The sequence below is a fragment of the Variovorax sp. Soil_C_33 genome, assembly GCF_057656935.1.
Genome location: NZ_JBDGJK010000001.1, coordinates 438,699 through 465,313 on the forward strand (window position 1 = coordinate 438,699; position 26,615 = coordinate 465,313).

A 26,615-nucleotide genomic window follows, 5' to 3' on the forward strand; every position below is an offset into this window, starting at 1 on the left:
TGGTTGGAAAAGCCGTGGGTCATGAGTCCACGAAGATGAGCTCGCCCTTGCCATCGGCTGAGAGATCGCCCAGATGGCGCACGATGCGGCGCGCCGGCAGTTCGCCGAAAGCGCCGCCATGGCGCGCCAGATCGCCCGCCAGCAAGGCCCAGAACACCGGGGTCGCGGCGCGATTCGCCACGAAGGTCGGCATCGTCTCGACGCCGATCGGCAGGGCCGCACCCGGCCCCGCGAACACCACGCTGCCGCGACGCATGCCATGGCCCGCATGGGCGCCGACGCGGCCGCCCACCGCGATGGTGCCCGCGACCATGCGCGAGCCGAGGAATGCTCCAGCGTCGCCATGGACCAGCGCGGTGCCCCGGCGCATGCGGTCGCCGAAGCGCTCGCCCGCGTTGCCGCGGACCACGAAGGTGCCGCCGCGCATGCCGTCCATGCTGCCGGGCAAGGTGCTGGCGGCGAAGTCACCGACATCGCCCTCCACCATGAGCGTGCCGCCCGCCATTTCGCAGGCAGCCAGCAGGCCTGCGCGTCCCTCGATGTGCAGCTCGCCCGCGCGCATGCAGCCGCCCGCATAGTGGCCGGCATGGCCTTCGACGCGGATGCGGCCGCCATCCATCTGCCAGCCGATGCGGTCGAAGCGTTCGAGATCGCCTTCGAAGCGCAGCACGCCCTCCTCGCCCGGCCGGATGTCGAAGAGCTCGGCCAGCGCCAGCGTCGCGTTGCCGTGGCCGACCGGCAGCCGCTCGACCTGCTCGATCGGGAGCCTTGCAAGCGCGGCCGGCGTGATGCCGCGCAGATCGACGCGCAGCGCAGGCGCCTGCCGCAGCCTGAGGTGCCAGCCGGTCATTGGGCTTCTCCCGCGGCGAGCAGCTTGTGCAGATGAAAATGGAACGGCCCCAGCTTGCCGCCGTAGTTGCCGGCGGAAATGCGCAGCAGCCCGCCTGGCTGCCCGATCGCCACGGCGGCCTCCATGCCCACGCGCATGGCCGCGCCCACGTCGCCCTCCGTCAGGCCGTCGATCACAATCTCCATCACGCAGCCGATCTGCTGCGCCGCCCCGCCGCGCGCCAGTTCGCTATGCGCCACCAAACCCACCAAGGTGGGGCAAAAGGCGTCGTTGGTCGACGCGCTGAGCGCCGGGTACTTGCTGCCGACCTTCGAGCCCGAGCGCACCACGCCGCCGGGGAAGGGCATGATGACGTTGGGCAGCTGCTTCATCGCCGCCACCGCGGCTTCGGCCACGGCCAAGGCCGCATCGGTATCGCGCGCCAGCAGCAGCAGGTTGCCGCCGCCGACGCCCTTGACCACCGCAGTGGTTTCCTGCGCGACGAACTCGCCGTCCATCACCGGCACGCGCCAGTAGCGAACACCGGCGATCACCTTGCTGGTCTGCCAGCCGTCGCCGAAAAAGCGCAGGTTCTTGCCCAGGGCCACGGCTTCGCCCTCCGCGATGCCGGCGAAGACCGCCGTCGTCGGGCAGGTCAGCACGCATTGGCCGACACGGCGTTCGATCTGCTTCACCAGCTCCTTGCCCGACATCGAGAAGATCAGCACCGCGATGCCCGGCCGGCCATCGGGCGTTTCCTCGGGCGCCAGTTCGCGCTCGATGCCGGCTTCGCAGCCGCAGGCGATCACCGAAGTCGCGAAGCCGGTGGCCGACACCGCCGCGTGGCGCGCCCAGACGGGGTTGTGCGCCGTGATGACGATGCGCGTGGCCTTCATCGGGAATGCCTCGGCGAAGCCGTCGTCGATCGCGACGCCGTTCACGATCATGAGGTCCCCTCGAAACAGGCCGCCGGCAGCAGCCGCCCGCCCCGGCAGCACTGGCACAGCTCGTCGTGGCCGATCGCGAGCTGATCAAAGTTGACCGACCCTTGCGCGGCGAGGTGCCGGCGCAGACGTTGCTCGATGCCGCGGTCGTACGCCGGCGCGACGAAGTGCGTCCCGCCCACGGGCACCGCCGTCACGCGCCCGGCACGCGAGACCAAAACGCCGTCCTTGAACACGTACGCAGGCGTCGCGAACATGGCCTCGCGGTTGGCGTCCTCGCGGTATACGGCGATGTCGGCTGCCGCGCCCGCGCCCAGCTGGCCGCGGTCGCGCAGGCCCAGCAGCCGGGCGGGGCCGGCGCGCGTCATGATCGCGATCTCGTAGAGCGACAGCTCGCGCGTGATCGAGCGCAGCGCGGCATTGGCAGCCACCTCGGGATGCAGCTTGGCCAGCTGCTCCTCGCGAAAGCTGCGGTCCATCAGCAGGCGGATCAGGTGCGGATAGCTGGTGAACGGGCCGCCATTGGGATGGTCGGTGGTCAGCACCACGCGCCACGGGTCGTCGACCAGCAGGAAGATCTCCAGGCCGATGACCCACTGCAGCGCATTCACATAGCTCTGCTCGCGGTAGCGGAACGGCACCACGCCGCAGCCCGCCTCGCATTCGATGTCGGCGCCGATCCATTTGCGCGGATCGGCCAGGCCCGACTGCGCGTGCTGGCGCATGGTGTCGCCCGACGCCGTGACGGTCTGGCCGAACATGATCTGCCCGACATCGATGCTGACGTTCTTGTGCGCGTTCACCGCTTCCGCGACCTGCAGGGCGGCCGAGGAGAACTTCTTCGGCCCCTCGGTGCCGTAGGCATGGAACTGGATGTGCGTCAGGTGGCCGGGCAGGCCCTCCAGCGCGGCGATGGTGTCCAGCGTGGACTGGATGTTGCCGGCCACGCCGAGGTTGCTGCCGTGGATGTGCAGCGGATGCGGCACCCCGAGCTCGCGCAGCGCGCGCGCCAGCGTGTGTATCACCTGCCTGGGCGTGACCTGCCAGTGCCCGTGGTTCTCGTCGACGTCGAGCTTGCGCTGGTTGAACTTGAAGGCCGAGATGCCGCCGGGGTTCACCACCTTCACGCCCATCGCCTTGCTGGCGTTGATCGTCCAGCCCGCGTAGTCGCGGATGCGCTCGAAATCCCAGCGCTCGGCCAGCATGCGCAGGAACAGCTCGTCGTTGCCGAGCATCACGTAGGCGCCATGGTCGAGGATCGGCGTGTCGCCCATCTCCATGTGCGTATGGCGCGCGTTGCAGGCCATCATGGCCGGCTCGAAGGCGGCCGTGTAGCCCATCTCGACATAGCGGTAGCCGGTGGCCAGCGTGCCGGGCGTGCAGGTGCCGCAGGAGGCCAGCTCGAGCGCGTTGCCGGGCAGCGCAAGCGGGTTCGCGTTCGACCGATGGTCTTCCGGCATCAGCATGCGCGCAAGGTTGACCTTGCCGCCGCCGATGTGGGTGTGCATGTCGATGCCGCCGGCCATCACGATGCAGCCGCTCGCGTCGATGTCCTCGCTCGCGGCGCCATGCGGCGCCGCCTCCACGATGCGGCCATCGCGCACATGCAGATCGCGCACCTCGTCGCACCCGTTCGCAGGATCGATGACGCGGCCGCCGCGCAGGCAAAAGGTCGTCATTGCGCAAGCCCCCGCCTCGATGCGCGCACCGCCTGCGTCAGGCGGTTCACGACTTCGCCCACGCCGGGCAGCCCGTCGTCGTACAGCGCCCGCAACGGCAGCAGGACCGAACCGTCGGTGCGGAACAGATGGCCGCCAGACCCGATGCCCGGCGTCGAGACGGGAATGAATACCTCCGATCCCTGCTGAAGCCGCATCCGCGGATGGCCCAGCACGATGCGCGGCAAGTCCGCGGGCGGCGGCGCGGGCTGCGAGCCGAAGCTCGATACCCACAGCAGCAGGTCCACCGCGCCGTCGGCCAGCAGGCGCTCTGCTTCGAAGCACAGCGGTTCGTGCTCCAGGCCTGCGGGCCCGGCGCGCGAACGCAGCGGCAGGCCGGAGAGCCAGGCGAACACCTGGTTCACGGTCGCGGCGCCGTCGTCGCCGCCCAGCGCCAGCGAGGCCGCGCGCGTGCTGCGGTTGAGCGTGGCGACGATGCGCTGTATGCCCTCGACGATCAGCGCGCCCTGCGCCGGCAGGCGGCCGGGCTCGTACACCAGCACCGCATAGCGGGCCGCGCGCAGGCGCTCCGACAGCGCTGCCAGGCCGGCCGGCACGCGTTCATCGTCCGCAGCGAGACGGCCGGCCACCAGCGCCGCGAGCAGCGCCACGGTGTCGAACAGATCGCCGTGCAGCGGCAGGATCTCGGTGCGCGCGCCCTGCGGCTCGCCCACGCCGCAGCGGCGGAAGAATTCCGGATAGCGCGGCGTCGGCTCCCCGGTCATGCAGACGATGAGGTCGGCGCGCGTCCTCACTTCGGCCAGCGTGGTCGAGAAGCCGCCGCGATCCTGCAGTGCGCGCAGCCCGTGCATCAGCGCCGGTCCGCGGGCCGGGTCGCAGATGGCGCCGGTTTCGCAGGCCAGCGCATAGAGTGCGCGGGCGCCCGCGACATCGGTGCCCAGGCCGCCGAACAGGGGCTGGCGGCTGGCCGCGAGCAAGGATGCAGCGGCGGCGAGCGCGGTATCGAGATCGCAGTCGCGGCCGTCGACCCGTGGCCGCTCTGTTGCGGCCGCGCCGCCGAATTCAGCCAGCGCCCTGCGCGCGCGCGGACACTCGCTGCCGCTCAACCTGGGCAGCGTGCCGGGCGGCCCGAGCGCCACGCCGAAGCCGTCGCACAACAAGGGGCAGAAGGGACAGGTCCACGGGGCTTGGCCGGGCTGCGCGGTGGCGTCGACTGGAGTCATGGGCAGGCAACCACGCAAAGCACGTGCCATTCACCCGCCGGGCGGGCCGCGCCTGGCGCGGGCCCGGATGACACACGCGTTATGAGACAGAGTGTTGCGCTTTCGGGCGATCGATGCGCGCCGGCAGGCGCCGATGGCGGGGGGCGCGAGCCGCCCGCGGGATGGCACGGTTCGTGTGTGCAGGGCGCTGATGGCAAGCCCTCCAACCCTCCTCCGGCCGGCGCCCCCGGCTCAGCGCGGCATCCGCGGCAGCTGCAGGTCGTGCAGCGCGCTGGCCACCAGCCAGGCATCGGCGCCCGCCGCGCCGGCGCGTGCCAGGTCGTCCTCGCTGCGGATGCCGCCTGCACCGATCAGCATGGCGCCCGGCGCCAGCCGGCGCACCTCCTGCAAGGTCTCCAGGTCCGGCCCGGCGCCGGAGCCCACGCGCTCGAGCGTCATCACGATCAGCCGCTCTGGCCACAACGCCACCGCGTCCCAGCAGCCGGCGGCATCGAGGCGCTGGCCGTCGCGCCGGTCCAGCGACAGCGCGGCCCGGATGTCGTCCTCGCCGGCGCCGTGGCCGAAGCAGCGCTCCAGCGCCTCGCGCGAGCGCAGGGATTCGCTGCCGTACACGAAGACGATGCGCGAGGCGAACGGCGCCAGCTGGCTGCGCAGTGCCTCGCCGGCCGATGCATCCGCCAGGCCCGCGTCCAGCCACAGCTCGATCCCGGGCAGCGCCTGCAGCAGATCGGCCAGCACCGCGATCTGCGTCGCCCGGCCCTGCAGGGCATCGAGGTCGGCCACGTACAACTGCCGGGCCGCACAGTGATCGCACAGGATGCGCGCCACGGTCACCGGATCGCTGCTGGCACACAGCGCCGACACGATCGGCCGGTACGCTTTCCGGTCGCCGCGCACGGCACGCACCACGTGGCCTTGCAGCAGGTCGATGACGGGGATCAGGTTCAGTTCGGAGATCATGGGTAGGCACCCGGAAAGAGAATGGAAATGGCGACACGCGTGTTTGTCTACGAGTATCTCAGCGGCGGAGGCTGGGCCGACTACGGCGACGAGGCGGCGGCGGACGAGCTGCTGCCGCTGGGGCTGTCGATGCGCGATGCCATGGTCGCGGACCTGATGCGGGTTCGCGATTGTTCCGTGTCGGCGGCCACCTGCGTCCCCGTGAACACCCTGCCCGCGCGCGCCGCGCCGCTGCGTCCGCTCGCCGGCGAATCGGCCTTCGCCTTCGTGGCGCGGCAGAGCGCGCTGCACGACCTGGTCTGGCTGGTCGCGCCCGAGACGGACGGCCTGCTGGCGCGCTTCCAGCGCACCGTCGGCGATGCGCGCTGGCTGGGCTGCAGCGCCGAGGCCATCGAGCTCGCGGCCGGCAAAGAGGCCACGCTCGCGCACCTGGCTGCGCACGGCGTCACGACACCGCTGGCCTTCGAGCATGCGCCCGAGATCGAGCGCTGGGTGGTCAAGCCCGACGACGGCGCCGGCGGCGTGGCCACCCATGTGCACACCCGCCGCGCGGCCGCGCTCGAGGACCAGGCCCGGCGCGCGCAGGCCGGCGCGGCGGTCACGCTCGAGCCCTGGGTCGAAGGCGAAGCCCTGAGCCTGTCGCTGCTGTGCGCGGCGCAGAATGCCGAAATGCTGAGTGTCAACCGCCAGCGCATCGCGATCGATGCGCAAGGCAGACTTTGCTTCGAAGGCGTGACGGTCGATGCGCTGGGCCGCGACGATCCACGCACGCGGCCCCTGGCCGCCCTGGCGGTGCAGGTGGCGCGGGCCATCCCGGGCCTGCGCGGCTTCGCCGGCATCGACCTGGTCTGGCATGCGCAGCGCGGGCCGGTGGTCATCGAGGTCAATCCGCGCGTCACCTGCGCCTACGTCGGGCTCTCGGCGGCACTGGGCCGCAACCTGGCGGCCGAACTGGTCGCCGGCCGCCTGCAGGGCGACTCCCAGCATCGGGAACTTGCGCGTGCCCACGTCTGAACGCACCACCATCGGGTGGGACATCGGCGGCGCACACGTCAAGGCCTGCCTGCTGCAACGCGGCGAGGTGGTCGACGTGGCGCAATGGGGATGCCCGCTCTGGCAGGGCCTGGACCATCTGGTGCGCGCACTGCAGGCCGCGCGCACGCGCTGGCCTGCGCTCGAGGCCGCGCAGCATGCCGTGACCATGACGGGCGAGATGGTCGATCTGTTCCCGGACCGCGAAGACGGCGTTCGAAGCATCGCCGCCGCGCTGGCCGCGTCGCTGCCTGTGCCGCCGAACGCGCTGCATTTCTTTGCCGGCGACGCCGGCTGGTGCGCCGCCGCGGAGCTTGCCCGGCAATGGGAGTGCGTCGCTTCGGCCAACTGGCTCGCGACCGCGCGGCATGCAGCGCTCACGCTGCCGGAAGGGGTGCTGGTCGACATCGGCAGCACGACCACCGACTTGATCGCGTTCGGCAACGCGCGCGTGCTGACCGCGAGCCGCAGCGACGCCGAACGCCTGGTGAGCGGCGAGCTGGCCTACCACGGCGTGGTGCGCACACCCTTGTGCGCCCTGACCCAGCGCCTCACATGGCGCGGCCACGCGCGCCATGTGATGAACGAGTTCTTCGCCACCACGGCCGACGTCTACCGTCTCAGCGGCGAGCTGGATCCGGCGCACGACCTGCACCCGAGCGCCGACAACGCAGCCAAGAGCCCGGCGGCAACGCGCCAGCGCCTCGCGCGCATGGTGGGACTGGACGAACGCGATGCCGGCGCCGACGAATGGCTCGAGCTGGCACGGGCCTGGCGCAGCGCGCAGCTCGAAGCGCTGGCCGCGCAGTTGCGCCGCGTGCTGGCCGCGCATGCGCTCTCCGATCGGGCCGTGATCGTCGGTGCGGGCTGCGGCGCCTTCCTGGTGCCCGAGCTCGCGGCCGCAGCCGCCGAAGCGGCCCCGCGCCGGCTCGCTGCCTATGGCAGCGATGTGGCGAAGGTGGCGCGTCACGCGGCCGCGGGCACTGCCGGCTGGGCACAGGTGTGCGCCCCGAGCGTCGCGGTGGCGGCGCTGTTCGAACGGGAGCACGATTGATGTGGGTCGTGAAGATCGGCGGCAGCCTCTGTGCCGACCCGGTGCTGCTGCAGTGGCTGGACCTGCTCACGCAGATCGGCGGCGGCCGCGTGACGATCGTCTGCGGCGGCGGCAGCTTCGCCGACGAAGTGCGGCGCTTGCAGGCGCACTGGGAGTTCGATGACCTGGCCGCCCACAACATGGCGGTGCTGGCGATGGCGCAGACCGCCTACCAGTTGCACGCGCTGAATCCCGCGCTGCAGCTGGCCGCGCGCAGGGTCGACATCCCCGACCTGCTGCATCAGGGAAAGACCGCGCTGTGGCTGCCTCTCGAGCTCAGGCGCGACCAGCCCGACGCACGCACCGGCTGGGACGCCACGTCCGACACCATCGCGCTGGACCTGGCCAAGCACCTCAACGCCGAGCAGCTGGTGATGGTCAAGTCCTGCACCATCGACCCGGCGCTGACACTGGCCGAGCTGGGCGACGCCGGCGTGGTCGACCCGCAGTTCGCCGAGCTGTCCGACGACGCCGCCTTCCCGATCACCCTGCTTCACAAGAGCCAGGTGGCCATCATGCGTGCGCTGCTGCTGGGCGAGGCCAACTACGCTGCGCGCTGAGCGCCGGCGCAGCAGAAGATCAGGCAGGCGCGGGCTCGACGGTCTGGCCATGCAGCAGCGCGGCCAGTGCCGCCAACCGCTGCGGGCACAGCGCCGAGCTCCGGTCGCCGACGCAAACGGCGCTGCGAAAGCCCGCGAAATCGGGCGCCAGCGTCTGCAGCAAAGGGATATGCATCGTGCGCAGCGCACCCGCCAACCCGACCAGGCGGCCCGAGGCGCGCACCTGCGCCAGAAAATCGCGCAGCTGCGCCATCGGCACCGCATCGAACAGGCTGCCGGCCTGCTTGTCGGCGGTGTCGGCCATGAGCGCCGGAAACGCGAGGCCGCAGGCATGCGCGACCAGCGCTGCATCCAGGCCGCGGTCGGCAACGAACACCGGCACCACCGGCCAGCCGCAGTCCGCCAGCGCGTCGAGCACCGCGAAGGCCCTGGGCCCTCGCTCGATGCCGACCTTGACATAGTCGACGCCGCAGGCACCGACGGCCTCGACCTGCGCCAGGATGCGAGGCAGCGCGTGCATCGGCAGGTCGCCGATGGTCGCGCTCACGGGCCGTGCGATGCCGTGCGCGCGCAAGGCGCTCACGACGGCGGCGATCGTCGCCACCGGCAAGCCGCCCAGCGCGCCCTCGCCGGGCTCCTTCAGGTCGATGAAGTCGGCGCCGCCGCGCCCCGCGAGCAGGGCCTCCGGCACGCTGCGGACACTCACGAGCATGCGCGTCATGACGCACGCTCCTGCGCGCGGGCCCTGTGCTGCACGACCGCGGCGCGCAGCCACTGCCACGCTTCGCGCTCCTCGGGGCCCGCGGTCTTGTCGATCGCGATCTGCAGGTAGCTCATTTCGGTTTCCACTTTCTTGGGTGCCAGCATGTGCAGGCGGCTGACCAGCACGGCCCCTTCGATCACCGCGGCCTGGGCGCGGTTGAAGCCGGCGAAGGGTGCATGCGTGGCCTCGTGCACGGCCCTCATGCGCAGCACCGGCCGCTGCGCGTCGTCGCGCCGCTCGGCCAGCTCCAGTTCGACGTGGCGAAGCGCACAGGCCAGCCGCACGCCTTCGATGCGTTCGGCCGCATGCGTGGGCCAGAGCTTGCGGCCGGTCACGCAGCCGGCGAACACGCGGGTGTCGCACACGATGTTGAGCACCGCACGGCCGGTGGCCACGATGTTGTCGTGCGTGGTGGAGGGCTTGAACGGCATCAGCACGATGCCGCCTTCCTGGTAGCGGATGCCCATCGGCGCCACATGGGCCTGCCCGCCGGGCGCCACGGTAGTCACCACGGCTTCGAAGATCTGGTCGTTCATGGGAGTGCTCATGGCCCGGGCTCGGCCGCATTGTTTCTCGGCGCCTTCATGGTGGTTCCCGGCGCGCACCAGCGCGCCAGGTCTTCGGTGGCGCGCGGCGCGGCGCAGCCCCAGTCCAGCGGCTGGTCCTGCACGTAGCGCTTGCCCAGCTGCCAGGCGATCTCCGCGCGCGCCAGCTCGACGCCCATGTAGAAGGCATGGTCCGCATCGTCTTGCAGCTTGAGCTGCGGCCAGAGCTCGAAGGCGCCCTGCCCCAGGCGCATGCCGTCGCGGTTGTACACGTGCAGGCCGAGGGGCGAGATCTGCACGCGGAAGTTCGGGTCACGCACCTGCGCGGCGATCTCGCCGATTTCTTCCGGCGTGTCGGGAAACGGGTGCTTGGCGTGCACCGTCATCAGCGCGTCGCTCATGGCCTTGGGCAAGGTGCCGTGCTGAGCCGCCGCATGCATGATGCGGCGCGCCCAGTCGGCCTCGCACACCGCGCGGCGCGCATGCTGGCTGACCTGCGTCGTCAGGACGGCGGCGACATTCAGTTCGGCGGCGATGCCGAACAGCACGGCGTTGATGCCGCTCGTGTCGGCCTCGGTGAGCTCGGTCAGGTTGCCGACGCCGAGCATGATCGGTGCGTCCGGGAAACGCGCGCGCAGCCGGTGGTAGCGCACGATCGAGGCGGTCAGCCCAAACGGTATCGGATCGAGAATCGAATCCGCCAGGAAGGCGCGCCCGCGGCGCTGCATCTGCACCACCGCTTCGTACAGCGACTCCTCGTCGGCCGGAACGCGCGGGATCAGCACCGGCGTCGCGGCGACCTCGTCGGCGATCCACAAGTTGTCCAGCGTGAGGCTCAGCAGGTAGTCGGCGCCGGCCCTGCCGCCGCGCAGCAGTTCCTGCGAATCGCTCGAATCGACGCTGACCTGGAAGCCGGCGGCCTTCAGCGCCTGCACGCTCTCGGCCAGGTGATCGAAGCGCGTCTCGGGCAGGCAGCCGAGGTCGATGACATTGGCGCCGTCGGCGGCCAGCCGCTGCGCCCGCTCGATGATCTGCGCCACCGACAGCCGCGGCGCATCGACGATCTCGGCGAAGATCGCAACCTGGTACTCGTCGAGGTCGATGTGCTGCGCGGCCCGGTTGAAGTGCCGCGGCAAGTCCTTCAGCTCCTGCGGACCGCGCTCCACCGGAACGCCGTAGTGAAGACTCAAGGCCTCGACATCGCCGCGGCAGCGGCCCGGCACGATGATGCGATCGGCACGCCGCTTCTCGCCTTCGCCTTCGCTCGACACGGGCGCCGCCACGCGGCGGCGGATCAGGTCCGTCGTCATGAGCGCAGCCACCTGCAGCCCGATCTCCCGCACTTCCCATGTGAACGGGGCCGCCTCGATGCCGGCCAGCACCCGCGTGAGGCTGGCTTGGGCGAGGCGCCCGGTCAGGAAGACGATGTGTTCCATGCGAGAGAGAGTTCCTTCAGTCGTGCATCGAGCACGGCTTCGAGTTCGGCCGGCGAAGAGACCACCCGGCAGAAGTCGATGCCGCGCAGCCGCTCCACGTTGTCCAGTTCGATGCCCCGCGGGCGCAGCGTCACCCAGTCGTGCGGCGACTTGGTCACCACCACCGGTTCGGTATCGCATGCAAACACGATGCCAGGAATGCCGAGCTTGCCGGCCTGGGCGAACATGTTGGTCGGCAGCGTGTCGCTGATGCCGAAGGCGCACTTGGCCACCGTGTTGCTGGTCGCCGGCGCGACCACGACCGTGTGATAGATGTCGTCGTAGAGCATGCCCACCGGAACGCCGCTGGCCGTCTTGTCGCGGAACACGCGAAAGCGCGGCTTCAGCGCCTCGATGTGCAGCTTGTAGATCGGCAGCACTTCCTCGGCAGCGGCCGAGAGGAACAGGTCCACCGCCGGCAACCGCGCCGCGAGCGCGAGCGACTCCTCGAGGAAGTGGCCCGAGCCCGTGATGCACCAGGCCAGGCGCGAGCGCGGCGGCGCCGCAGGCAGCTGCGGCTCGCCGGCTTCGAGAGCCAGGCCGGCGCCGCGCGGGTCGAAGGCGCCCGCATCGGATTGCCCCTCATTGGCCATGGCCGATGGATGCGCGGACTCAGTCCGGTGGGGAGATCTCGATGTGGAGCTTGTGGAGTTTTCGGTACAAGGTGTTGCGGCTGACATCGAGCGCCTTGGCGACGTTGCTCACGTTCCAACGATGCTGCTCCAGCATCTGCAACAGTACCTGCCGCTCGTTGGCCTGGATCGGGTTGAGTTTGGCCGCGGGCGCCGCGTCGGCGGGCGCCGCGTTCGCCTCGCCACCCGTCGCCTCCGCGGCAGCGGGCAGCGCAGCATGGGCGTGCAGGGACGACGGCGCCTGCCGCGCCGCGAGCGAAGGCAGGTGCTCTCTCGTGATGGTCCTGCCGTCGGCCAGCGCGGCCGCGGTGCGCAGCACGTGGCGCAGCTGCCGCAGGTTGCCGGGCCAGGGATGGGCCATCAGCAGGCGCTCGGCCTCTTCGCTCAGCCTGCAGCCGATGCCGCCTTCGTCCGCCAGCACGGCCTGGATCAGCTCGCGCTTGTCGCTGCGATCGCGCAAGGGCGGCAGGTCCAGCTCGATGCCGGCCAGCCGGTAGTAGAGGTCCTCCCGGAATCGGCCTTCGCGCACCAGGCTCGGCAGATGGCGATGGCTCGCGCTCACGAGCTGGAAGTCCACCGGATGGGTTTCTTCGGTGCCGAGCGGCGTGACCTGCCGCTCGTCGAGCACCCGCAGCAGGCGGGCCTGCAACTCCAGCGGCATGTCGGCGATTTCGTCGAGGAACAGCGTGCCGCCATCGGCCTGCAGGATCTTGCCGCGCCGTCCGCTGCGCTGCGCGCCGGTGAAGGCGCCGGCCTTGTAGCCGAAGAGTTCGGATTCGATCAGCGTCTCGGGCAGGCTCGCGCAGTTGACGGCGACGAACGCGCCATCGGCATGCGGGCTGGTCTCGTGGATCGCGCGCGCGAAGACCTCCTTGCCCGAACCGGTCTCGCCGCACAGCAGCACCGGAGTGCGGCGTGCAACCACGCGCCGCGCGGTGTCGAGGTGGGCGATGAGCCGCGCGTCCTTGAAGGTGCGGATGATCGGCGCGCCACGCGCGGCAGGCACCCGGCCCGGCACGCGCAAGCCTTCGCCCTGCGCCTCGTCCAGTGCCACGATGCCCATGCCCGCAACGCGCGCACGCGCGGGCGTGCCAGCGTCCGACGCCGGACGGCGCGCCACCGCGAAAAAGCGCAGCGCCGCCTTGGCGCGGTAGGCCACGACCGGGTGGAAGGAAGAGGACAGGCTGCGCTGCAGGATGTCTTCGAGCGAGGTCTGGAACAGGTCGTCGATGCGCTGGGTGCGGATCTCGTCCATCGATTGCAGGCCGAGCTGGAACAAGGCGCTGCGGTTGGCCGCCAGGATGCGTCCGTCCTCTCCGACGGCGAGCTTGCCCTCGTGCAGCGTGTAGACGAATTCGGGCCGGCTGTGGAAATGCAGCGGGTGCGCATTCGAGAAGCGCTTGTCGATGAGCCGGTTCTCGATCATGCGCGCCGTCATGCCCAGCAGCACCAGCACATGCTGCTGCATTAGGCTGGAGCGGCTGGTGACATCGAGCACCCCGATGATCTCGCCGGTCGGATCGAGCACCGGCACCGCCGAGCAGGTGAGCTGCGTGAACTGGCTGAAGAAATGCTCTTCGCGCCGCACGGAGATCGGATGCGCGGCCGCGAGGCAGGTGCCCATGCCGTTGGTGCCGGCTTCGGCTTCGCCCCACATGCCGCCGGCATGCAGGCCCATCGGCTCGACCTCGGCGGCGAACTCGGGCGAGGACACCATGTGCACAATCACGCCGTCGGTGTCGGTCAGCACCACCGCAGACTCGGGATCCGCGAGCTGCTGATAGAGCGTGGTCATCTCGTAGCGCGCGCATTCGATCACGTCGGCATGCTGCTTGCGCCGGCTTTGCAAGGCCGCCGACTCGATCACGACCGGCTCGCGTGCGCGCCCCGGGTCGAGCTGGTACTGATTCAGGCAGCGGCTCCACGAGCGCGTGACCAGGTCGTTGCCCTCCTCGTGAAAACCTCGTCTCACGACATCGAGCACACGGTCGGCGTGTCGATCACCTTGCCGCGGCATCAGTGTCATCGGGGTTCTCCGGCTCGTTCCATCGTGTCTCCTTGGTCGACCCATTGTTGTGCCTGCCGGCATTGCCGCGCACCCGGTGAAACACCGAGCCCTGACAGTGCCGGAGCAGCTCTGTTCACTGGCCTGCATTTTGCGTTGATGAATCCCGCATGGGGAGTTCGACTCGCCGGCGGACACACTTTCAAACACATTCGAATTCATCTGGAGACATCACTTGAACACCAGCCTGCGTCCCTCCATCGACCACCCTTCCGATGTCTCCCAGGTCTCCGGCATCGCCGATGTGCATGCTCCGATGGACCTGATCTTCATCGAGGGCCTGCACGGCGAAACGGTGATCGGCATCCACGAGTCCGAACTGCATCGCCCGCAGCCGCTCGTGATCGACGTGCATGCAGGCGTGCCCCGCGCGCATGCGTGCGACACCGACCGCATCGGCGACACGATCGACTACAGCGTCGTGCGCGAGCGGCTGCACAGGCTCCTGGCCGAGCACCGGCTGCAGCTGCTCGAGGCTTTCGCCGAGGCCATCGCCGACATCCTCATCGACGAGTTCCGCGCCAGCTGGGTTCGCGTCAAGGTCGTGAAGCCGCGCAAGTTCGACGACGTGCAATCGGTCGGCATTCAGATCGAGCGCCACGCGCCGGCGTACCGCACATCGAGATCGGCCCACGGCGCGACGGTGCTGAAGTTCCTCGCCAGCGGCATGGTGCCCGCCAAGCGCTGAGCGCGCCGCGCCTCGTTCGAGGCCAATGAAGAGAAGCCGGCCCGGTTCACGCGCCGGCTTCTTCTCTTCTTCTCCTTAGTGCTTGCGGCCTACAAGTGCGCTGCGAACGGATGCGCGGTCGTGCCCTTCTTGTCCACCACTTCGGCGGCCGTGGGCGAGCCCGAAACGGCGCGCTGGATCGCCTCGCGCGTCGCCTGGTAGTTGTAGTCCTGGATCTTCTTGTCGTCGTCGGCGAGCCAATGGATGAACACGCCCACGCACAGGAACAGGTTGTCCGCCTCGGCCATGGGGATGGTGCCGTCCTCGACGCTGTCGGCCACCGCCAGCGCCACCGCGCGCTGCGCCGGCCCGAACATCTGCACCGCCTGCTTGGCGCCCTTGATGGTCACCTTGTTGAACATCACCGTTGGCGGCTTGGTCAGCAGGTTGGGCGCCACCACGGCGAGCAGCGAGGTGAAGCCATCCTTGTTGTTGGTCAACGCGTTCGCGAATGCCGTTTCTGCGGCGCTGCCGCGCGGGCCGATGATCAGGTCGATGTGGGCGACTTCATTGCCCTCGCCGACGAGCGATTCGCCCACCATCAGTCGATCGATTTTTGCCATGGTTTCGGGTCTCCTCTAGAGGTGATACGGTCGTTACGACACCGGCCAGGATGACCAGCGCAATGTCATGGGTATCACGATCCGTGCCATCCATTCGCCGCATCCCGCGCAGGCGTCGCGCGCGAGCCGATCCAGCCCACAAGCATCAGCGCCGCCACTGTCAGATCGGCGCTGGTCCCCGGGTTGATGCGTGCGGCCTTCAGCGACAGGTCCCAGCCGGCGAAGCCGGGATCGGCATCGAGCGCGACGCCCGCGCGCTCGCGCGCGCGCCAGGCCTGCGCCGCCGCCATGACAGTCTGTGCCACGCCCTCGCCGTGATTTCGAACAATGTGTGAATCGGCAAAGCCGCCCAGCCAAGCCAGGTACAGCCGTTGGACGGAAGCCACGGCGGCGCCATCGGGCGGCGCCTCGGTGCCGCCCGGCGCTTCGCCGCAGTCCATCCCGCAGACCGGCGCCTGGAAGGCCAGCGCAAACAGATCCGCAAAGCCGTCGCGGTACTGCCGCGCGATCAGATCGCGGTCTGCGGCCAGGGCCATCGCGGCACGCAGGTCGACACTCGGAACGTCGCGCACATCCTCGGCCGGGGCGCTTCCCAGGCCACCGGGGCGTGCGCGCGCAATCGCGCGATAGGCCGCGCGTGCATCTTCGACGTCGAGCGCGGCCAGCACCGACTCGACGGCCGCATGCAAGGCCGCGCGGGTCGTGGCGCCGGGGTCGCGCTCCACGGCCAGCGCGATCGGCGCGCACAGCAGCAGGATGCCGAGGTTGGTGTTGCATCCGGCGACGGCCCAGGTCGCGGCCACGGCGCCCTCGATGCGCGCACCCACGCCCAAGCCGGGTTCGAACAGCGCGCCCGCCGCGGCTTGCGCGCTGGCGATGAACATCGAGGCCTGCATGCCGTGCCCCGGAGAAACGAGGCTGACGTTGCCCGGCTTGCGCACCGCGACGTCGAGCCAGCAGGCCCGCAGAAAGCAGGTCCGGGCGCGTTCGATCGCCGCCTGCCGCGTGCTCATCAGGCGCGGCGCTCCGGAGGCATGCCCTCCTGCAGGCGACGGTGTGTCTGCGCCATCTTTCGGTCGAGCAGGTCGTCGACGATGGCGCCGGCGATGTTGAAACCCGTCACGCGCTGCAGCCCCTGCCAGGCAGCGACGCCATTGACTTCCAGCACCTGGATGCGCGGCCCGCTCGCCGCTGCGATGAGGTCCACGCCCGCGTAGTCCATGTCGAGCGCGCGCGCAGCGCGTTCGGCCAGCTGCGCGAGCGGCCGCTCCAGTTCGGCCGGCTCGCAGCGCGCACCCTGCGCCACGTTGTGGACCCAGTGCGTGCTCACGCGCCGCATCGCGGTCAGCGCGCGACCGCCCACCACCAGCACGCGCCAGTCGAAGCCGGGCACAGCCATCGGCGGCACGAAACGCTGCAGATAAGCAAGGCCCGCGTAGCGCGCGTCGATGTCGGGCATCGGGTGGTGCACGCCGTCGACCTCGCCCACCAGCTGCAGGTCCTTGCCCTGCGAGCCGAACAAGGGCTTGAGCACCAGCGCATGGCCCGCGGCCGTCTCGCGCATCGCAATGCGCCGGGCCTGGGCCGCCGATTCCGTCGCCCAGGTGGCAGGGGCTGGTATGCGCGCTGCATGCAGCAGCAGGCTGGTCATCGACTTGTCCACCGAGCGCTCGATCGCGCGGGCGTCGTTGTAGACCGGCACGCCCAGCTCGCGCAAGGCATGCAGCACGCCGAGGCGCTTGGTGACCTGCTCGAAGCTGCCGCCGGCGATGCCGCGGACCAGGACCGCGTCGGGCAGCTCGCGCCCGTAGCCGGGGATGACCAGGCCATGCCAAGCCGCAGTGGTATCGATCTGGCAGGCCGCGAGATCGACGCAGCGCCCTACCGCGCCGCGCGCGCGCAGCGCGGCCTGCAGCTGGCGCGTGTGCCAGCCGATCTCGTCGCTCATGATGACCACGCGAATGGTCATGTCAGGCCTCCTGCAGCCACAGGCGCTGCAGCAGCGCCATGTCGCACGCTCCGCCGTGCCAGGTATGGCCGCTGTCGAGATTGCTGACCCACACCTCGGCCGGCGCGAACAGCGCGCCGTCGATCTTGTAGAAGTCGTAGGCCGCCTCCTTGAAGATCTCCGCGAACGAACGCCCGTAGTCGCGCGAGTTGCCGGAGGGCAGCGCACGCGCGAGCGCGCGGGCCGCGTCGTCGTCGCCGCGTACCGTCAGATGCACGCGGCCGCCGTAGAGGATCGCGTCGTTGGTGCGGCCCATGGCCTCGATGCCATCGCTGCTGGGCGACGGCAGCGGCGCGCTGGCGGCGCCGTCGACGATGTCCGCCAGCGCATAGCCCAGCTCGTGCGCCTTGTGCAGCGCCACTTCGAGCACGCGTGCCACAACCTGCGTGGTGCCCGCGAGGCTGGTGGTGGGCGTGAGGATCAGCGTCAGCCCCTGCGCCGACAGCTCGCAGTCGCGCAGCAGCTTGTCGATCACGATCTTCGGCGGCGCGCGGTCGACTTCCAGCACCAGCACGCCGGAGTCCGCGCGATCGCGGTAGCCCAGCTCGGCGAAGAGTTTCTCCTTGACCGCCAGCGCGCGGGCCGGACCGGAGCCGAGTGAGAAGAACTTCTTGCCGCCGGTCTCCTCCTTGGTCGCCGACAGGCTCCAGCCCGCATACTGGCTGCCCAGGCATGCCAGTACCGGCCGCGAGCTGCGCACGTCGAGCCAGGTCGGCCAGCCTTCGGCGCCGCCGCCGCTGCGCAGGTGCACATGCCCCAATCCGCCCATGCAGATCTCGCCGATGCGCAGCCCGGCCGCCACGCTGCCGCGCGCCTCGATGCCGGCATCGACGATGTGGACCCCGGTGTCGTCGCGGCGCACCAGCAGGCCCAGCGCATCGGCATCGGCCAGCAGGCGCTCGACCAGCGGACGCGCCAGCAGGTTGACGCTAGGGCCCGCGGCGATCGCCGGCGAGGAGGTGTTGCTCATGCCAGGGTCTCCAGTGATTGCAGCAGCCGCTCGCGGCCTTCGTTCAACAGCGTGCGAACCTGCAGGACGCTGCCTGCGCTCGCCGTCAGCGTGCACAGCGGGTCGTCGGCGTCGAAGCGCTGGCCGGCATCGGGCAGGTCGCGGATCCCGGGCCATGCGGCGAGCTGCCGCGCTGCGGCTTCGTCGAGCTGCAGGGGCCACGGCGCGAAGACGATCTCCATGCCTTCGATGTCTTGCGCATGCGAGGGCGTTGCCGGCGGCAGCTCCCCCTGCAGGCAGGCGCGCAAGTGCGCCTGCATCAGGCCCGCAGAGCCGGCCGGCCGGCGGTAGAGGCTCATGCTCGCCGGTGGCCTCGGATTGACTTCCAGCACGCCGATGGCGTCGCCGTCGTGCATGAAGTCCAGGCTGCACAAGCCGCGGAGCTCGAACTCCACAGTGAGCGCCAGCGCGATGGCCGTGACGCGGCGCGCCATGTCGGCCGCCAAGGGGACAGGGCCGATCGCACCGCAAAAGACGAAAGGCCGGGCGCCGAAGCTGCGCACGCTCAGTTCATTGAAGCCGAGCACATGGACATCGCGCCCGTTGGCGATGAAGGTGGCCGACATCGGCAGCCCCGTCATCTCGCGCTGGTAGTAGCGGTGCGCGGATGGACGCTCGTCCTTCGGCCAGGGCGCGCGGCGAACATGCCAGCCGCCGCAGCCATGCGCATCCTTCATCAACCACCCTGCAGGCTCCTCGGGCGCGTCGAAGCTCACCTGCGGATGCGGCAGGCGCGCGGCCGCGAGGAAGCCGAAGAACACCATGGGATCGCGCAGCCGGCGCACCGCGGCTGCAGCGGTGCCGATCAGCGGCAGCACGGCCGAGCCCTGTTCGAGCACGTCGGGCTCGCCTTCGAAACCGCTGCCCGCCACCCAGCCCACGACCGGGGCCCCGCCTTCGCGTTCGCGTGCCAGCTCGCGCAATGCGGCCAGGACCCGCACGCCATCGATATGAAGGCTTCCAGGCGCGCCGATCGGCAGCCAGCGCGAGGCGGCGCGGCGCGTGTCGAGGTCGCCGAACAGGTCGAGCGCGACCACGTCGAAGCCGTCCTGCGCTGCCGCCTCGGCCATGGCACGCGCGGAGACGGCGGCGACCGCGAGCGTCTGCATCGCGCGAGCGCGCCTCACGCCGCCTTGCCGGCCTGCTCGGCCAGGAAGGCGCGGGCGACCGCGAAGGCCTCGGGGAAGCTCAGCACCTGCGCCTTCTCGGCCTCGCACATCTGCACCAGCAGGCGATGCTGCGTCTGGTACTTGACGTTGCCCACCGCCAGCGCGCCGATGCCGACGGCCTGCGTGCCGGCCAATGGCTTGGCGTCGTCCATCACGCCGACGCCGGCGATGCCTTCGGGCGGCACCGCATTCACGTCGGCCGCGACCTTGAGCCGGGTGGCGGCGCCGAGCGCCTCCTTCGACACCACCTGGACGCCGGCCGCCGCGCAGGCCAGCAGCACATCGGCCTCGGCGATCGAGCTGCGCACCGCGGCCGGGTCGCCGCCGGACAGGCCGTGCAGGTCGACGCCGAAGCGGCGCCCGGTTTCCTGCGCGGCTTCCTCCGCCGCGTCGATGCCGTTGCGGCTGGACAGAAAGACCTCCGCGCCGGCCTGCGCGGCGATCACGCCGGCCACTCGGCCTACCGGGCCCGTGCCGCCCAGGATCACGACGCGCTGGCCTTCGAGGCCTTGGGGCCGGTAGCGCTTCAAGGCGGCCTCGACGCAGGCCACCATGGCCGCGGCCGTGGTGTAGGCGCCGCTCGGGTCGGCCATCAGCGAGACGATGAAGGGCTTGACCATCGAGGTCCGCGCGCGCTCGAGCATGTCGGCGGCCAGCTGCGCGTCGCGTCCGCCGATGAAGATGCCGGTGCGCGCGACGCCCTTCGGCCCGCGCGAGAAGATGGTGTCCTGCGTCAGCGCCGTGATGCGGTCGAGGTCCACCTCGCAGCAGGGCGCGATGATCTGGTAGCCCGCATCCGCCGCCATGTTGATGTCGAACGGGCTCATCTGGCGGCCGGGGGTGAACATGTGGAGGATGCGGGGACGTTCCATGGACGCTTTCGGTGTGGAGGGTTTGTCTGCGGCGTGTTCAATCAATCGATGCGCGGATCCGAGCTGACTTCGCACACCATCGCCGCGTGGTTGCGGCCGGCCACGATGCGCAGCTTCAGGTGGGCATCGACCTGCCCGGCGGCCCGCGCGGCTTCGACCAGCGCTTCGGCGCGCGCTTGCGAAGGCAGGATCGCGAAGCCGGTCGGACCCCACGAGCTTTGACCGATCGCGGCCGACGGCTCGCCCTCGGCGTCGCGGCTCGCCTCGGCGATCCACTGCATCAGCCGGCCGACCGCGGGACTCGTGAAGGCACCGCCCTGCGCCGGCGCGAAGTGCTCGCCGAGCAGCTGCTGCATGCGTTGGATGCCGGCCGCGAACGGTGCGAATTCCGCGCTCGCCGCCCCCGGCAGAATGCGCATCAGGACCTGGTGGCAGATGTCGGCCGCGCTGGCCTGCGGCAAGGGCGGCAAGGCGGCGATGGCCTTCTTCTCGGCGCTGCCCGACAGGCCCCGATGCGATGGGTCCTGGGCCATGACGATGCGCCACGCCGCGGGAAAGGCCACGCGCGAGAGCAGCGGTGCGGGCAGGCCGTCCGTGCCGGGGCCGCCATCGACGAGCAGGCCTCCGGTGTCGAAGCCCGCGATCCCGATGCCCGAGCGCAGGCCGCGGCCGAGCCACTGCGCCAGCGTGGCGGTCTTCAGATCGAGGCCGTGCCAGGTGGCGAAGGCCCGGCCGACGGCGCACGCGAGCTGCGTGCCGGAGCCGAAGCCCGCGTGCGGCGGCAGCGCCTGCCGCAGCCGCAGGGACAGCGGCGCATGGCGGCCGCTGCGCTCGCGCAGCAGTTGCAGGAAGGCGCCGGCGCGATCGAGTTCTGCTTGCGCAGCCGGCGTATCCCCCGTCAGGCGGTCGGAGGACGCCGCTGTCAGCTCGACCTCGGTCGCGAAGCCATCGATCACCAGCCCGAGGCTGCCGAAGGCGCGCCCCAGCGAACCGGCAGGATCGAGAAAGCCCAGATGCAGCCGCCCGGGCGCATCCACGCACACCGTGCGCACGCTCAGGTCGGGCCTGGGAGCAAGGGCGGTTTCGAGCAGGGCCATGGGCGGTGTCGTGCGGCGAAAGAAAGCTTGGACCTGCCTGTCAAAGCAAGGGCCGTTCCGCCCGTTCGCCCACAGGGCCAAGCCGCGCCCCGGCTCGTGATGCGCGCCGCTGATGTCCCAGGACTGGAACAATGTGTCACACGCTGCGGCCGTGCTCCGACCGGCGAAGCAGATCGAGTGCCACGTCGACGATCATGTCCTCCTGGCCGCCCACCATCTTGCGTGCGCCCAGCTCGATGAGGATGTCCACGGTCTTCAGGTCGTACTTCTTCGCGGCCGCTTCGGCATGGCGCAGGAAGCTCGAATAGACGCCCGCATAGCCCAGCGCCAGCGTCTCGCGATCGACGCGCACCGGCCGGTCCTGCAGCGGGCGCACCAGGTCGTCGGCCGCGTCCATCAGCCTGTAGAGATCGGTGCCATGATGCCAGCCCTGGCGCTCGGCCGCCGCGATGAACACCTCGAGCGGCGCGTTGCCGGCACCGGCGCCCATGCCGGCCAGGCTGGCATCGATGCGGTCGCAGCCCTCTTCCACGGCCACGATCGAGTTCGCCACGCCTAGGCCCAGGTTGTGGTGCGCGTGGATGCCGGTCTGCGTGTCGGCTCTCAGCACCTCCTTGAACGCCCGGAACCGGCCCCGCACGTCGTCCATGCCGAGCGCACCGCCGGAATCGACGACGTAGACGCAGCTGGCGCCATAGCTTTCCATCAAGAGCGCCTGCTCGGCCAGCTTTCTCGGCGTGGTCATGTGGCTCATCATCAGGAAGCCCACCGCATCCATGCCGAGCGCGCGCGCGTATTCCAGATGCTGGCGAGCCACGTCGGCCTCGGTGCAGTGCGTTGCGACGCGCACGATGCGCGCGCCTGCATCGCAGGCGTTGCGCAGGTCGTGCGTTGTGCCGATGCCGGGCAACAGCAAGGTCGCGACCTTGGCGGTCTTGACCGTTTCGGCGACTGCCGCGATCCATTCGACATCGGCATGGGCACCGAAGCCGTAGTTGAAGCTGGAGCCTTCCAGCCCGTCGCCGTGCGCGACCTCGATGCTGTCGACGCCGGCGGCATCCAGTGCCGCGGAGATCGCCTTGACGTGCGCGATGCCGTACTGGTGGCGAACCGCATGGCTGCCGTCACGCAGGGTCACGTCGCTGATGTAGAGCTTTTTGCCCGGCTTCATGCGACTTCCTTCAGCCCGCGGCCGATGCCGCTGGCGATGCGCCGTTGCGCCATCAGGTCTGCGCACGCGAGCGCGGCCGAGGTCATGATGTCGAGGTTTCCGGCATAGGCCGGCAGGTAGTGCGCGGCGCCTTCGACCTCGAGGTACACCGAGGTCTTGAGCCCGTGCCGCAGGCCGAGCTTGGGCACATTGAGCGGCCGGTCGGCCGGGATCAAGTCGAACTGCACGCGCTGCTTCAGGCGGTAGCCGGGCACGTAGGCCTGCACGCTCGCCACCATCTGCGCGACGCTGGCTTCCACCGCCGCCTGGTCGGCCGCCTCGGACAGCACGAACACCGTGTCGCGCATGATCAGCGGGGGCTCCGCCGGGTTCAGCACGATGATCGCCTTGCCGCGCTGCGCCCCGCCGAGCTTCTCGATCGCGGCGCGGGTGGTCTCGGTGAACTCGTCGATGTTGGCGCGCGTGCCGGGGCCGGCGCTCCTGCTCGAGATCGATGCCACGATCTCGGCATAGTGCACCTTGGCGACGCGCGATACGGCGGCCACCATGGGGATGGTCGCCTGCCCGCCGCAGGTCACCATGTTCATGTTGCCGGCATCCTCGGCTTCAAGGTTGAGCGCCGGGATCACGTAGGGACCGATGGCAGCCGGGGTCAGGTCGATGACCTGCACGCCATGGGCCTGCAGCACCTCGTTGTGGCGCGCGTGGGCACCGGCCGACGTGGCATCGAACACGATGTCGATGTCGCGGAACACGCCGAGCTGCACCAGCCCGTCGATGCCTTCCGCCGTGGTGGCGATGCCGAAGCGCTCGGCCCGGGCCAGGCCATCGGACTTCGAGTCGACCCCGACCATGGCACCCATCTCCAGGTGCTTGCTGTTGCGCATGACCTTGATCATCAGGTCGGTGCCGATGTTGCCCGGCCCGATGATCGCGACCTTGAGTTTGTTCGTCATGTTGCTTCTTTCAGTTCGTGAGCGGCGACGTGGAAGCCGGCGCTTCCGAGGCGCTCCATCTCGATCGAGATGTACTGGCCCGGCTTGATCCACTCGGCCGGCGTGGCGCCGCCCGCCATCACCACCCAGCCGGCCTGCAGCGGCTCGCCGGCGGCCGCCGAGAGGCGGGCCGCTGCGACCAGGGAGCGCAGCGGATGGCCCAGGATGGCGGCGCTGGAACCGACCTGCACCACGCGCCCGTCGATGCTCATCGCGAGGCCCAGATTGCCGAAATCCTGGTGCGGGTCGCTCCAGGCGCCGATCACGAAGCCGCTCGACGAGGCGTTGTCCGCGATCACGTCGGGCAGGCTGAACTTGAAGTCCTGGTAGCGCGAGTCGATGATCTCGAGCGCCGGCGCCACGGCTTCGACCGCGGCGAGCGCCTCGACCAGTGTGACGTCGCCGGGCAGCGGCTTCTTCAGCACGAAGGCCAGTTCCGGCTCGACGCGCGGATGTACGAAGCGCGCGAACTTCACGGCCGTGCCCTCCTCCACCTGCATGCCGCTCGACAAGCGCCCCCACATGACATCGTCGATGCCCATCTGAACCATCTTGGCGCGACTGGTGAAGCCCATCTTCACGCCGACCCGGCGCTCGCCGCGCGCAACGCGCCACTGGATGGATGCGGACTGGATCGCATAGGCATCGACCAGCGAGAGCTCCCCCTTCGGGTCGATCTGCGGCAGGGACTTGGCCTGACGGGCCGCATCGTCCAGCAGTTGCGCGAATTCGAGTGTCTGGCTCATCTGGATTCCTTCGTGGCAGCAGCGGCTTCGAAGACGGCCTTGACGCCTCCGAGGCCGTTGATGCGGGTTTCGAACACGTCGCCGGGTGCGACCGGCACCATCGGGCCGAGGGCGCCCGACAGCACCAGGTCGCCGGCGCGCAGCGGCTGGCCGAGCGCGGCCATGGTGCGGGCCAGCCAGACCACCGCATTGATCGGGTTGCCCAGGCAGGCCGCACCCGCGCCGGCCGACACCGGCTCGCCGCGGCGGTTCATGACCATGCCGCACAACCGGAGGTCCAGTTCCCTGAGAAGCCGCGGCGTTGCGCCCAGGACGAAAGCGCCGGACGATGCGTTGTCCGCGACCGTGTCGACGAAGCGGATGTCCCAGCCCGCGATGCGGCTGCCCACGATTTCGATCGCCGGAAGGACGTGGTCCACTGCCTTGATCACGTCCGCGTGCCCGGGCTTGCCCATGTCGAGGTCCCGGCCCAGCACGAACGCGATCTCTGCCTCGACCTTCGGCTGCTGGAGCTTCTGCATGGGAATCGGCTCTGCGTCGCCGAAGCTCATGTCGTCAAAGAGCACGCCGAAATCGGGCTGATCGACGCCGAGCTGCGCCTGGACGGCGCGTGCCGTCAGCCCGATCTTGCATCCGACCACGCGACGGCCTTCGGCAAGCCTGCGCTCGGTGTTCATCCGCTGGATGGCGTATGCATCGGCCGCATCCAGCTCGGGATAGCTCACTCGCAACGGCTGAATGCAGTCGCCGGTCCTGGCGGCGTTCCATAGGGCGTCGGCTGCTTCAGCCAGCACGGCGGGTTGAGAAGGCATGGGTTCTCCATTGCCCGCGCGCGGCGGGCAGATTGAAATTCTCGAATGGGGATGCCGGGCAGGCTCAGGCGCCGGGCACGGTGCTCAGAGGGCGCGGTCCTTCAGGCCGACCTTGCTGTAGATCTCGTTCACGTGCTTCTTCACGCTTTCGGGCGTGGTGTCGTCGGCCGGCATATGCGCCCAACCCACCTTCGCGCGGGCGTGCTGGCCGATCTCCTCGTCCTGGTCGCCCGTCGCACCGCTGATGCCGTAGGCGCCGACCATCTCGTTGCCCTTGAACACGGGCGCACAGCCGCCGGAGGCGACCACCTGGCCATTGGTGAAGACCGATGCGTTGACCAGCATCTGCGGGTTGCGCTCCTTGAACCATTGCTGAATGACCAGGCCGTCGCTGAAACGCGGGCTCATCGAGCGGAAAGCGGCCACGGTGAACGCCTTGGCGCGCGCCGTGTCCGGAGTGATGAAGCCCGCGTCATCCATGCGCTCGAGCGCGATCAGGTGGCCTTCGGGTCCGACGATGGCGATGGAGACGGGCACCCCCATCTCGGTAGCCTTCTCGGTGACCGCAGCGATGAATTCGCGGCACTCGGTAGCGCGCAGTTTGGACATTTCGATTTTCCTTCTGAAGAAGATGCTTCTCTCACTCGGGCTTGATGCCCGTCTGCTGAATGAACTTCGACCACCGCGCGCCCTCGCTCTGCAGGAAGCGGGACAGCGCTTCGTCGCTGGTCTTGAGAACGTCGATGGCCTGCGCCTTGTAGATCGCCTGGATCTCGCTCGAATCGAGCGCCGCGTGGGCCGTCGTGCGCAGCTTGCCGATGACGCTGGATGGCGTCTGGTCCGGGGCCACCAGCCCCATCCACACCGAGGTGTCGAATCCCTTCAAGCCCAGCTCGTCGAGCGTGTGCAGATCCGGAGCGCTCGCCGTCCTGCGAGGGCTGGTGACGGCCAGCGCCACCAGCTTGTTCGCGCGCACGTGCGGCAGCACGGTCGATGCCGGCGAGAACATGAGCTGCACCTGCCCGCCGAGCAAGTCGGTCACCGCGGGCGTGCTTCCCCGGTACGGAACGTGGACCATCTTGACGCCGGCCATCAGTGCGAACAGTTCGCCAGACAGGTGGGGCGAGGTGCCGACGCCGGATGATGCATAGGCCAGAGAGCCCGGCTTGGCCTTCGCGAGCGCGATGAGCTCGGCCACGGTCGCGACCTTCAGCGAGGGATGAACCACCAGCACATTGGGAACGTTCCCGATCAGCGTGATCGGCTTGAAGTCTTTCAGCGGATCGACCGCATTGGCGCCTGGGAACGCGGCGTTGACGATGTTGGCGATCGTGATCGCGAAGACGGTGTAGCCGTCGGGCTGCGCCGTGGCCACCGCCTTGGCGGCGATGTTGCTGCCGGCGCCGGGCTTGTTGTCCACGATGAAGGGCTGGCCCAGGCGCCTGGACATCTGCTCCACGACGGCGCGCACCGCCACGTCCGTTGCTGTGCCGGGCGGGAAACCCACCAGCACCTTGACCGGCGCGCTCGGATAGACGGGCTGCGCTGCGCTCCATGACGGCAAGGCGGAGGCGAGCGCCGGCACGGAAGCGAGGAGTTCACGGCGTTTCATGTCTCTGTCTTTCTTTGGAGGGCATCGGCTTGCA

General features: G+C 69.9%; 27 protein-coding genes. 4 read left to right on the forward strand and 23 right to left on the reverse strand.

The window, feature by feature from the left end:
* Positions 1–19 precede the first annotated feature (19 nt).
* The 5 genes from AC3A6B_RS02245 to AC3A6B_RS02265 form a co-directional block, all read right to left on the reverse strand.
* Positions 20–850, reverse strand: coding sequence for a formylmethanofuran dehydrogenase subunit C (locus tag AC3A6B_RS02245; RefSeq protein ID WP_487835110.1), 831 nt, complete (start codon positions 848–850; stop codon positions 20–22).
* Positions 847–1,776 (reverse strand): formylmethanofuran--tetrahydromethanopterin N-formyltransferase, encoded by a 930-nt coding sequence (gene fhcD, locus AC3A6B_RS02250; RefSeq protein ID WP_487835111.1) that lies wholly within the window; start codon positions 1,774–1,776, stop codon positions 847–849. Before fhcD ends, AC3A6B_RS02245 begins: the two co-directional genes overlap by 4 nt.
* Positions 1,773–3,452 carry a formylmethanofuran dehydrogenase subunit A gene (locus AC3A6B_RS02255; RefSeq protein WP_487835112.1) on the reverse strand — a complete coding sequence of 560 codons (1,680 nt, stop codon included), beginning with the start codon at positions 3,450–3,452 and terminating at the stop codon, positions 1,773–1,775. The genes fhcD and AC3A6B_RS02255 overlap by 4 nt, the downstream gene beginning before the upstream one ends.
* Positions 3,449–4,675, reverse strand: a complete 1,227-nt coding sequence (locus AC3A6B_RS02260) for a molybdopterin-binding domain-containing protein (RefSeq protein WP_487835113.1) — start codon at positions 4,673–4,675, stop codon at positions 3,449–3,451. The genes AC3A6B_RS02255 and AC3A6B_RS02260 overlap by 4 nt, the downstream gene beginning before the upstream one ends.
* 231 nt (positions 4,676–4,906) lie before the next feature.
* Entirely contained in the window at positions 4,907–5,635 is a 729-nt protein-coding gene (locus AC3A6B_RS02265; protein ID WP_487835114.1) for a HisA/HisF-related TIM barrel protein, read from the reverse strand.
* A 27-nt stretch (positions 5,636–5,662) separates the two neighbouring features.
* Between AC3A6B_RS02265 and AC3A6B_RS02270 the strand changes: the two genes are divergently transcribed.
* Genes AC3A6B_RS02270 through AC3A6B_RS02280 form a run of 3 tightly spaced genes read left to right on the forward strand, consistent with a single transcriptional unit; the run spans position 5,663 to position 8,320 of the window.
* The gene (locus tag AC3A6B_RS02270; protein WP_487835115.1) at positions 5,663–6,649 is read left to right on the forward strand and encodes an ATP-grasp domain-containing protein; all 987 of its coding nucleotides are present in this window, start codon (positions 5,663–5,665) and stop codon (positions 6,647–6,649) included.
* Positions 6,636–7,721 carry a hydantoinase/oxoprolinase family protein gene (locus tag AC3A6B_RS02275; RefSeq protein ID WP_487835116.1) on the forward strand — a complete coding sequence of 362 codons (1,086 nt, stop codon included), beginning with the start codon at positions 6,636–6,638 and terminating at the stop codon, positions 7,719–7,721. The genes AC3A6B_RS02270 and AC3A6B_RS02275 overlap by 14 nt, the downstream gene beginning before the upstream one ends.
* Entirely contained in the window at positions 7,721–8,320 is a 600-nt protein-coding gene (locus AC3A6B_RS02280) for an amino acid kinase family protein (RefSeq protein ID WP_487835242.1), read from the forward strand. Before AC3A6B_RS02275 ends, AC3A6B_RS02280 begins: the two co-directional genes overlap by 1 nt.
* Positions 8,321–8,339: 19 nt before the next feature.
* Here AC3A6B_RS02280 and AC3A6B_RS02285 read toward each other — a convergent pair whose 3' ends face one another.
* Genes AC3A6B_RS02285 through AC3A6B_RS02305 form a run of 5 tightly spaced genes read right to left on the reverse strand, consistent with a single transcriptional unit; the run spans position 8,340 to position 13,761 of the window.
* The gene (locus AC3A6B_RS02285; protein ID WP_487835117.1) at positions 8,340–9,041 is read right to left on the reverse strand and encodes a (5-formylfuran-3-yl)methyl phosphate synthase; all 702 of its coding nucleotides are present in this window, start codon (positions 9,039–9,041) and stop codon (positions 8,340–8,342) included.
* Positions 9,038–9,619, reverse strand: coding sequence for a DUF447 domain-containing protein (locus tag AC3A6B_RS02290; RefSeq protein ID WP_487835118.1), 582 nt, complete (start codon positions 9,617–9,619; stop codon positions 9,038–9,040). Before AC3A6B_RS02290 ends, AC3A6B_RS02285 begins: the two co-directional genes overlap by 4 nt.
* 8 nt (positions 9,620–9,627) lie before the next feature.
* Positions 9,628–11,064: a DUF6513 domain-containing protein gene (locus AC3A6B_RS02295; RefSeq protein ID WP_487835119.1), complete on the reverse strand. Its 1,437-nt coding sequence runs from the start codon at positions 11,062–11,064 to the stop codon at positions 9,628–9,630.
* Entirely contained in the window at positions 11,043–11,696 is a 654-nt protein-coding gene (locus AC3A6B_RS02300) for a flavoprotein (protein ID WP_487835120.1), read from the reverse strand. Before AC3A6B_RS02300 ends, AC3A6B_RS02295 begins: the two co-directional genes overlap by 22 nt.
* 19 nt (positions 11,697–11,715) lie before the next feature.
* Complete coding sequence (locus AC3A6B_RS02305; protein WP_487835121.1) at positions 11,716–13,761, reverse strand: sigma-54-dependent Fis family transcriptional regulator; 2,046 nt, start codon at positions 13,759–13,761, stop codon at positions 11,716–11,718.
* Positions 13,762–14,056: 295 nt separating this feature from the next.
* Here AC3A6B_RS02305 and AC3A6B_RS02310 point away from each other — a divergent pair, with 295 nt between their 5' ends.
* Positions 14,057–14,488: a dihydroneopterin aldolase gene (locus AC3A6B_RS02310; RefSeq protein WP_487835243.1), complete on the forward strand. Its 432-nt coding sequence runs from the start codon at positions 14,057–14,059 to the stop codon at positions 14,486–14,488.
* Between the two features lie 89 nt (positions 14,489–14,577).
* On the opposite strand, the gene fae is transcribed toward AC3A6B_RS02310, so the two are convergent.
* The 13 genes from fae to AC3A6B_RS02375 form a co-directional block, all read right to left on the reverse strand.
* Entirely contained in the window at positions 14,578–15,090 is a 513-nt protein-coding gene (fae, locus tag AC3A6B_RS02315) for a formaldehyde-activating enzyme (protein ID WP_126837730.1), read from the reverse strand.
* Between the two features lie 74 nt (positions 15,091–15,164).
* Entirely contained in the window at positions 15,165–16,106 is a 942-nt protein-coding gene (locus AC3A6B_RS02320; RefSeq protein WP_487835244.1) for a triphosphoribosyl-dephospho-CoA synthase, read from the reverse strand.
* Entirely contained in the window at positions 16,103–17,059 is a 957-nt protein-coding gene (locus tag AC3A6B_RS02325; protein WP_487835122.1) for an ATP-grasp domain-containing protein, read from the reverse strand. Before AC3A6B_RS02325 ends, AC3A6B_RS02320 begins: the two co-directional genes overlap by 4 nt.
* Position 17,060: 1 nt before the next feature.
* On the reverse strand, positions 17,061–18,068 hold the full coding sequence (gene mch / locus AC3A6B_RS02330; protein ID WP_487835123.1) for a methenyltetrahydromethanopterin cyclohydrolase: 1,008 nt from the start codon (positions 18,066–18,068) through the stop codon (positions 17,061–17,063).
* Positions 18,065–19,216 carry an ATP-grasp domain-containing protein gene (locus AC3A6B_RS02335; protein ID WP_487835124.1) on the reverse strand — a complete coding sequence of 384 codons (1,152 nt, stop codon included), beginning with the start codon at positions 19,214–19,216 and terminating at the stop codon, positions 18,065–18,067. The genes mch and AC3A6B_RS02335 overlap by 4 nt, the downstream gene beginning before the upstream one ends.
* Positions 19,217–19,230: 14 nt before the next feature.
* Positions 19,231–20,148: an NAD(P)-dependent methylenetetrahydromethanopterin dehydrogenase gene (locus AC3A6B_RS02340; protein WP_487835125.1), complete on the reverse strand. Its 918-nt coding sequence runs from the start codon at positions 20,146–20,148 to the stop codon at positions 19,231–19,233.
* A gap of 41 nt (positions 20,149–20,189) precedes the next feature.
* The gene (locus AC3A6B_RS02345) at positions 20,190–21,245 is read right to left on the reverse strand and encodes a beta-ribofuranosylaminobenzene 5'-phosphate synthase family protein (RefSeq protein WP_487835126.1); all 1,056 of its coding nucleotides are present in this window, start codon (positions 21,243–21,245) and stop codon (positions 20,190–20,192) included.
* A 136-nt stretch (positions 21,246–21,381) separates the two neighbouring features.
* Positions 21,382–22,416 (reverse strand): 4-hydroxy-2-oxovalerate aldolase, encoded by a 1,035-nt coding sequence (gene dmpG / locus AC3A6B_RS02350; RefSeq protein ID WP_487835127.1) that lies wholly within the window; start codon positions 22,414–22,416, stop codon positions 21,382–21,384.
* Entirely contained in the window at positions 22,413–23,372 is a 960-nt protein-coding gene (locus AC3A6B_RS02355) for an acetaldehyde dehydrogenase (acetylating) (protein WP_487835128.1), read from the reverse strand. Before AC3A6B_RS02355 ends, dmpG begins: the two co-directional genes overlap by 4 nt.
* Positions 23,369–24,157, reverse strand: a complete 789-nt coding sequence (locus AC3A6B_RS02360; protein ID WP_487835129.1) for a 2-keto-4-pentenoate hydratase — start codon at positions 24,155–24,157, stop codon at positions 23,369–23,371. Before AC3A6B_RS02360 ends, AC3A6B_RS02355 begins: the two co-directional genes overlap by 4 nt.
* Positions 24,154–24,969 carry a 2-keto-4-pentenoate hydratase gene (mhpD, locus tag AC3A6B_RS02365; RefSeq protein ID WP_487835130.1) on the reverse strand — a complete coding sequence of 272 codons (816 nt, stop codon included), beginning with the start codon at positions 24,967–24,969 and terminating at the stop codon, positions 24,154–24,156. Before mhpD ends, AC3A6B_RS02360 begins: the two co-directional genes overlap by 4 nt.
* An 84-nt stretch (positions 24,970–25,053) precedes the next feature.
* Entirely contained in the window at positions 25,054–25,578 is a 525-nt protein-coding gene (locus AC3A6B_RS02370) for a GlcG/HbpS family heme-binding protein (protein WP_487835131.1), read from the reverse strand.
* Between the two features lie 31 nt (positions 25,579–25,609).
* Positions 25,610–26,581 carry a tripartite tricarboxylate transporter substrate binding protein gene (locus tag AC3A6B_RS02375; protein WP_487835132.1) on the reverse strand — a complete coding sequence of 324 codons (972 nt, stop codon included), beginning with the start codon at positions 26,579–26,581 and terminating at the stop codon, positions 25,610–25,612.
* Positions 26,582–26,615: the final 34 nt, after the last annotated feature.

What these genes read in the sequence shown, in the direction of transcription:
- fhcD (WP_487835111.1), bottom strand. Translation starts at nt 1,776, where the DNA reads ATGATCGTGAACGGCGTCGCGATCGACGACGGCTTCGCCGAGGCATTC.
- AC3A6B_RS02305 (WP_487835121.1), bottom strand. Translation starts at nt 13,761, where the DNA reads ATGACACTGATGCCGCGGCAAGGTGATCGACACGCCGACCGTGTGCTC.
- AC3A6B_RS02285 (WP_487835117.1), bottom strand. Translation starts at nt 9,041, where the DNA reads ATGACGCGCATGCTCGTGAGTGTCCGCAGCGTGCCGGAGGCCCTGCTC.
- AC3A6B_RS02295 (WP_487835119.1), bottom strand. Translation starts at nt 11,064, where the DNA reads ATGGAACACATCGTCTTCCTGACCGGGCGCCTCGCCCAAGCCAGCCTC.
- mch (WP_487835123.1), bottom strand. Translation starts at nt 18,068, where the DNA reads ATGAGCAACACCTCCTCGCCGGCGATCGCCGCGGGCCCTAGCGTCAAC.
- AC3A6B_RS02325 (WP_487835122.1), bottom strand. Translation starts at nt 17,059, where the DNA reads ATGACCATTCGCGTGGTCATCATGAGCGACGAGATCGGCTGGCACACG.
- AC3A6B_RS02360 (WP_487835129.1), bottom strand. Translation starts at nt 24,157, where the DNA reads ATGAGCCAGACACTCGAATTCGCGCAACTGCTGGACGATGCGGCCCGT.
- AC3A6B_RS02290 (WP_487835118.1), bottom strand. Translation starts at nt 9,619, where the DNA reads ATGAACGACCAGATCTTCGAAGCCGTGGTGACTACCGTGGCGCCCGGC.
- AC3A6B_RS02265 (WP_487835114.1), bottom strand. Translation starts at nt 5,635, where the DNA reads ATGATCTCCGAACTGAACCTGATCCCCGTCATCGACCTGCTGCAAGGC.
- AC3A6B_RS02255 (WP_487835112.1), bottom strand. Translation starts at nt 3,452, where the DNA reads ATGACGACCTTTTGCCTGCGCGGCGGCCGCGTCATCGATCCTGCGAAC.
- dmpG (WP_487835127.1), bottom strand. Translation starts at nt 22,416, where the DNA reads ATGAAGCCGGGCAAAAAGCTCTACATCAGCGACGTGACCCTGCGTGAC.
- fae (WP_126837730.1), bottom strand. Translation starts at nt 15,090, where the DNA reads ATGGCAAAAATCGATCGACTGATGGTGGGCGAATCGCTCGTCGGCGAG.
- mhpD (WP_487835130.1), bottom strand. Translation starts at nt 24,969, where the DNA reads ATGCCTTCTCAACCCGCCGTGCTGGCTGAAGCAGCCGACGCCCTATGG.
- AC3A6B_RS02270 (WP_487835115.1), top strand. Translation starts at nt 5,663, where the DNA reads ATGGCGACACGCGTGTTTGTCTACGAGTATCTCAGCGGCGGAGGCTGG.
- AC3A6B_RS02260 (WP_487835113.1), bottom strand. Translation starts at nt 4,675, where the DNA reads ATGACTCCAGTCGACGCCACCGCGCAGCCCGGCCAAGCCCCGTGGACC.
- AC3A6B_RS02375 (WP_487835132.1), bottom strand. Translation starts at nt 26,581, where the DNA reads ATGAAACGCCGTGAACTCCTCGCTTCCGTGCCGGCGCTCGCCTCCGCC.
- AC3A6B_RS02345 (WP_487835126.1), bottom strand. Translation starts at nt 21,245, where the DNA reads ATGGCCCTGCTCGAAACCGCCCTTGCTCCCAGGCCCGACCTGAGCGTG.
- AC3A6B_RS02245 (WP_487835110.1), bottom strand. Translation starts at nt 850, where the DNA reads ATGACCGGCTGGCACCTCAGGCTGCGGCAGGCGCCTGCGCTGCGCGTC.
- AC3A6B_RS02300 (WP_487835120.1), bottom strand. Translation starts at nt 11,696, where the DNA reads ATGGCCAATGAGGGGCAATCCGATGCGGGCGCCTTCGACCCGCGCGGC.
- AC3A6B_RS02310 (WP_487835243.1), top strand. Translation starts at nt 14,057, where the DNA reads ATGGACCTGATCTTCATCGAGGGCCTGCACGGCGAAACGGTGATCGGC.
- AC3A6B_RS02280 (WP_487835242.1), top strand. Translation starts at nt 7,721, where the DNA reads ATGTGGGTCGTGAAGATCGGCGGCAGCCTCTGTGCCGACCCGGTGCTG.
- AC3A6B_RS02355 (WP_487835128.1), bottom strand. Translation starts at nt 23,372, where the DNA reads ATGACGAACAAACTCAAGGTCGCGATCATCGGGCCGGGCAACATCGGC.
- AC3A6B_RS02340 (WP_487835125.1), bottom strand. Translation starts at nt 20,148, where the DNA reads ATGGAACGTCCCCGCATCCTCCACATGTTCACCCCCGGCCGCCAGATG.
- AC3A6B_RS02370 (WP_487835131.1), bottom strand. Translation starts at nt 25,578, where the DNA reads ATGTCCAAACTGCGCGCTACCGAGTGCCGCGAATTCATCGCTGCGGTC.
- AC3A6B_RS02335 (WP_487835124.1), bottom strand. Translation starts at nt 19,216, where the DNA reads ATGCAGACGCTCGCGGTCGCCGCCGTCTCCGCGCGTGCCATGGCCGAG.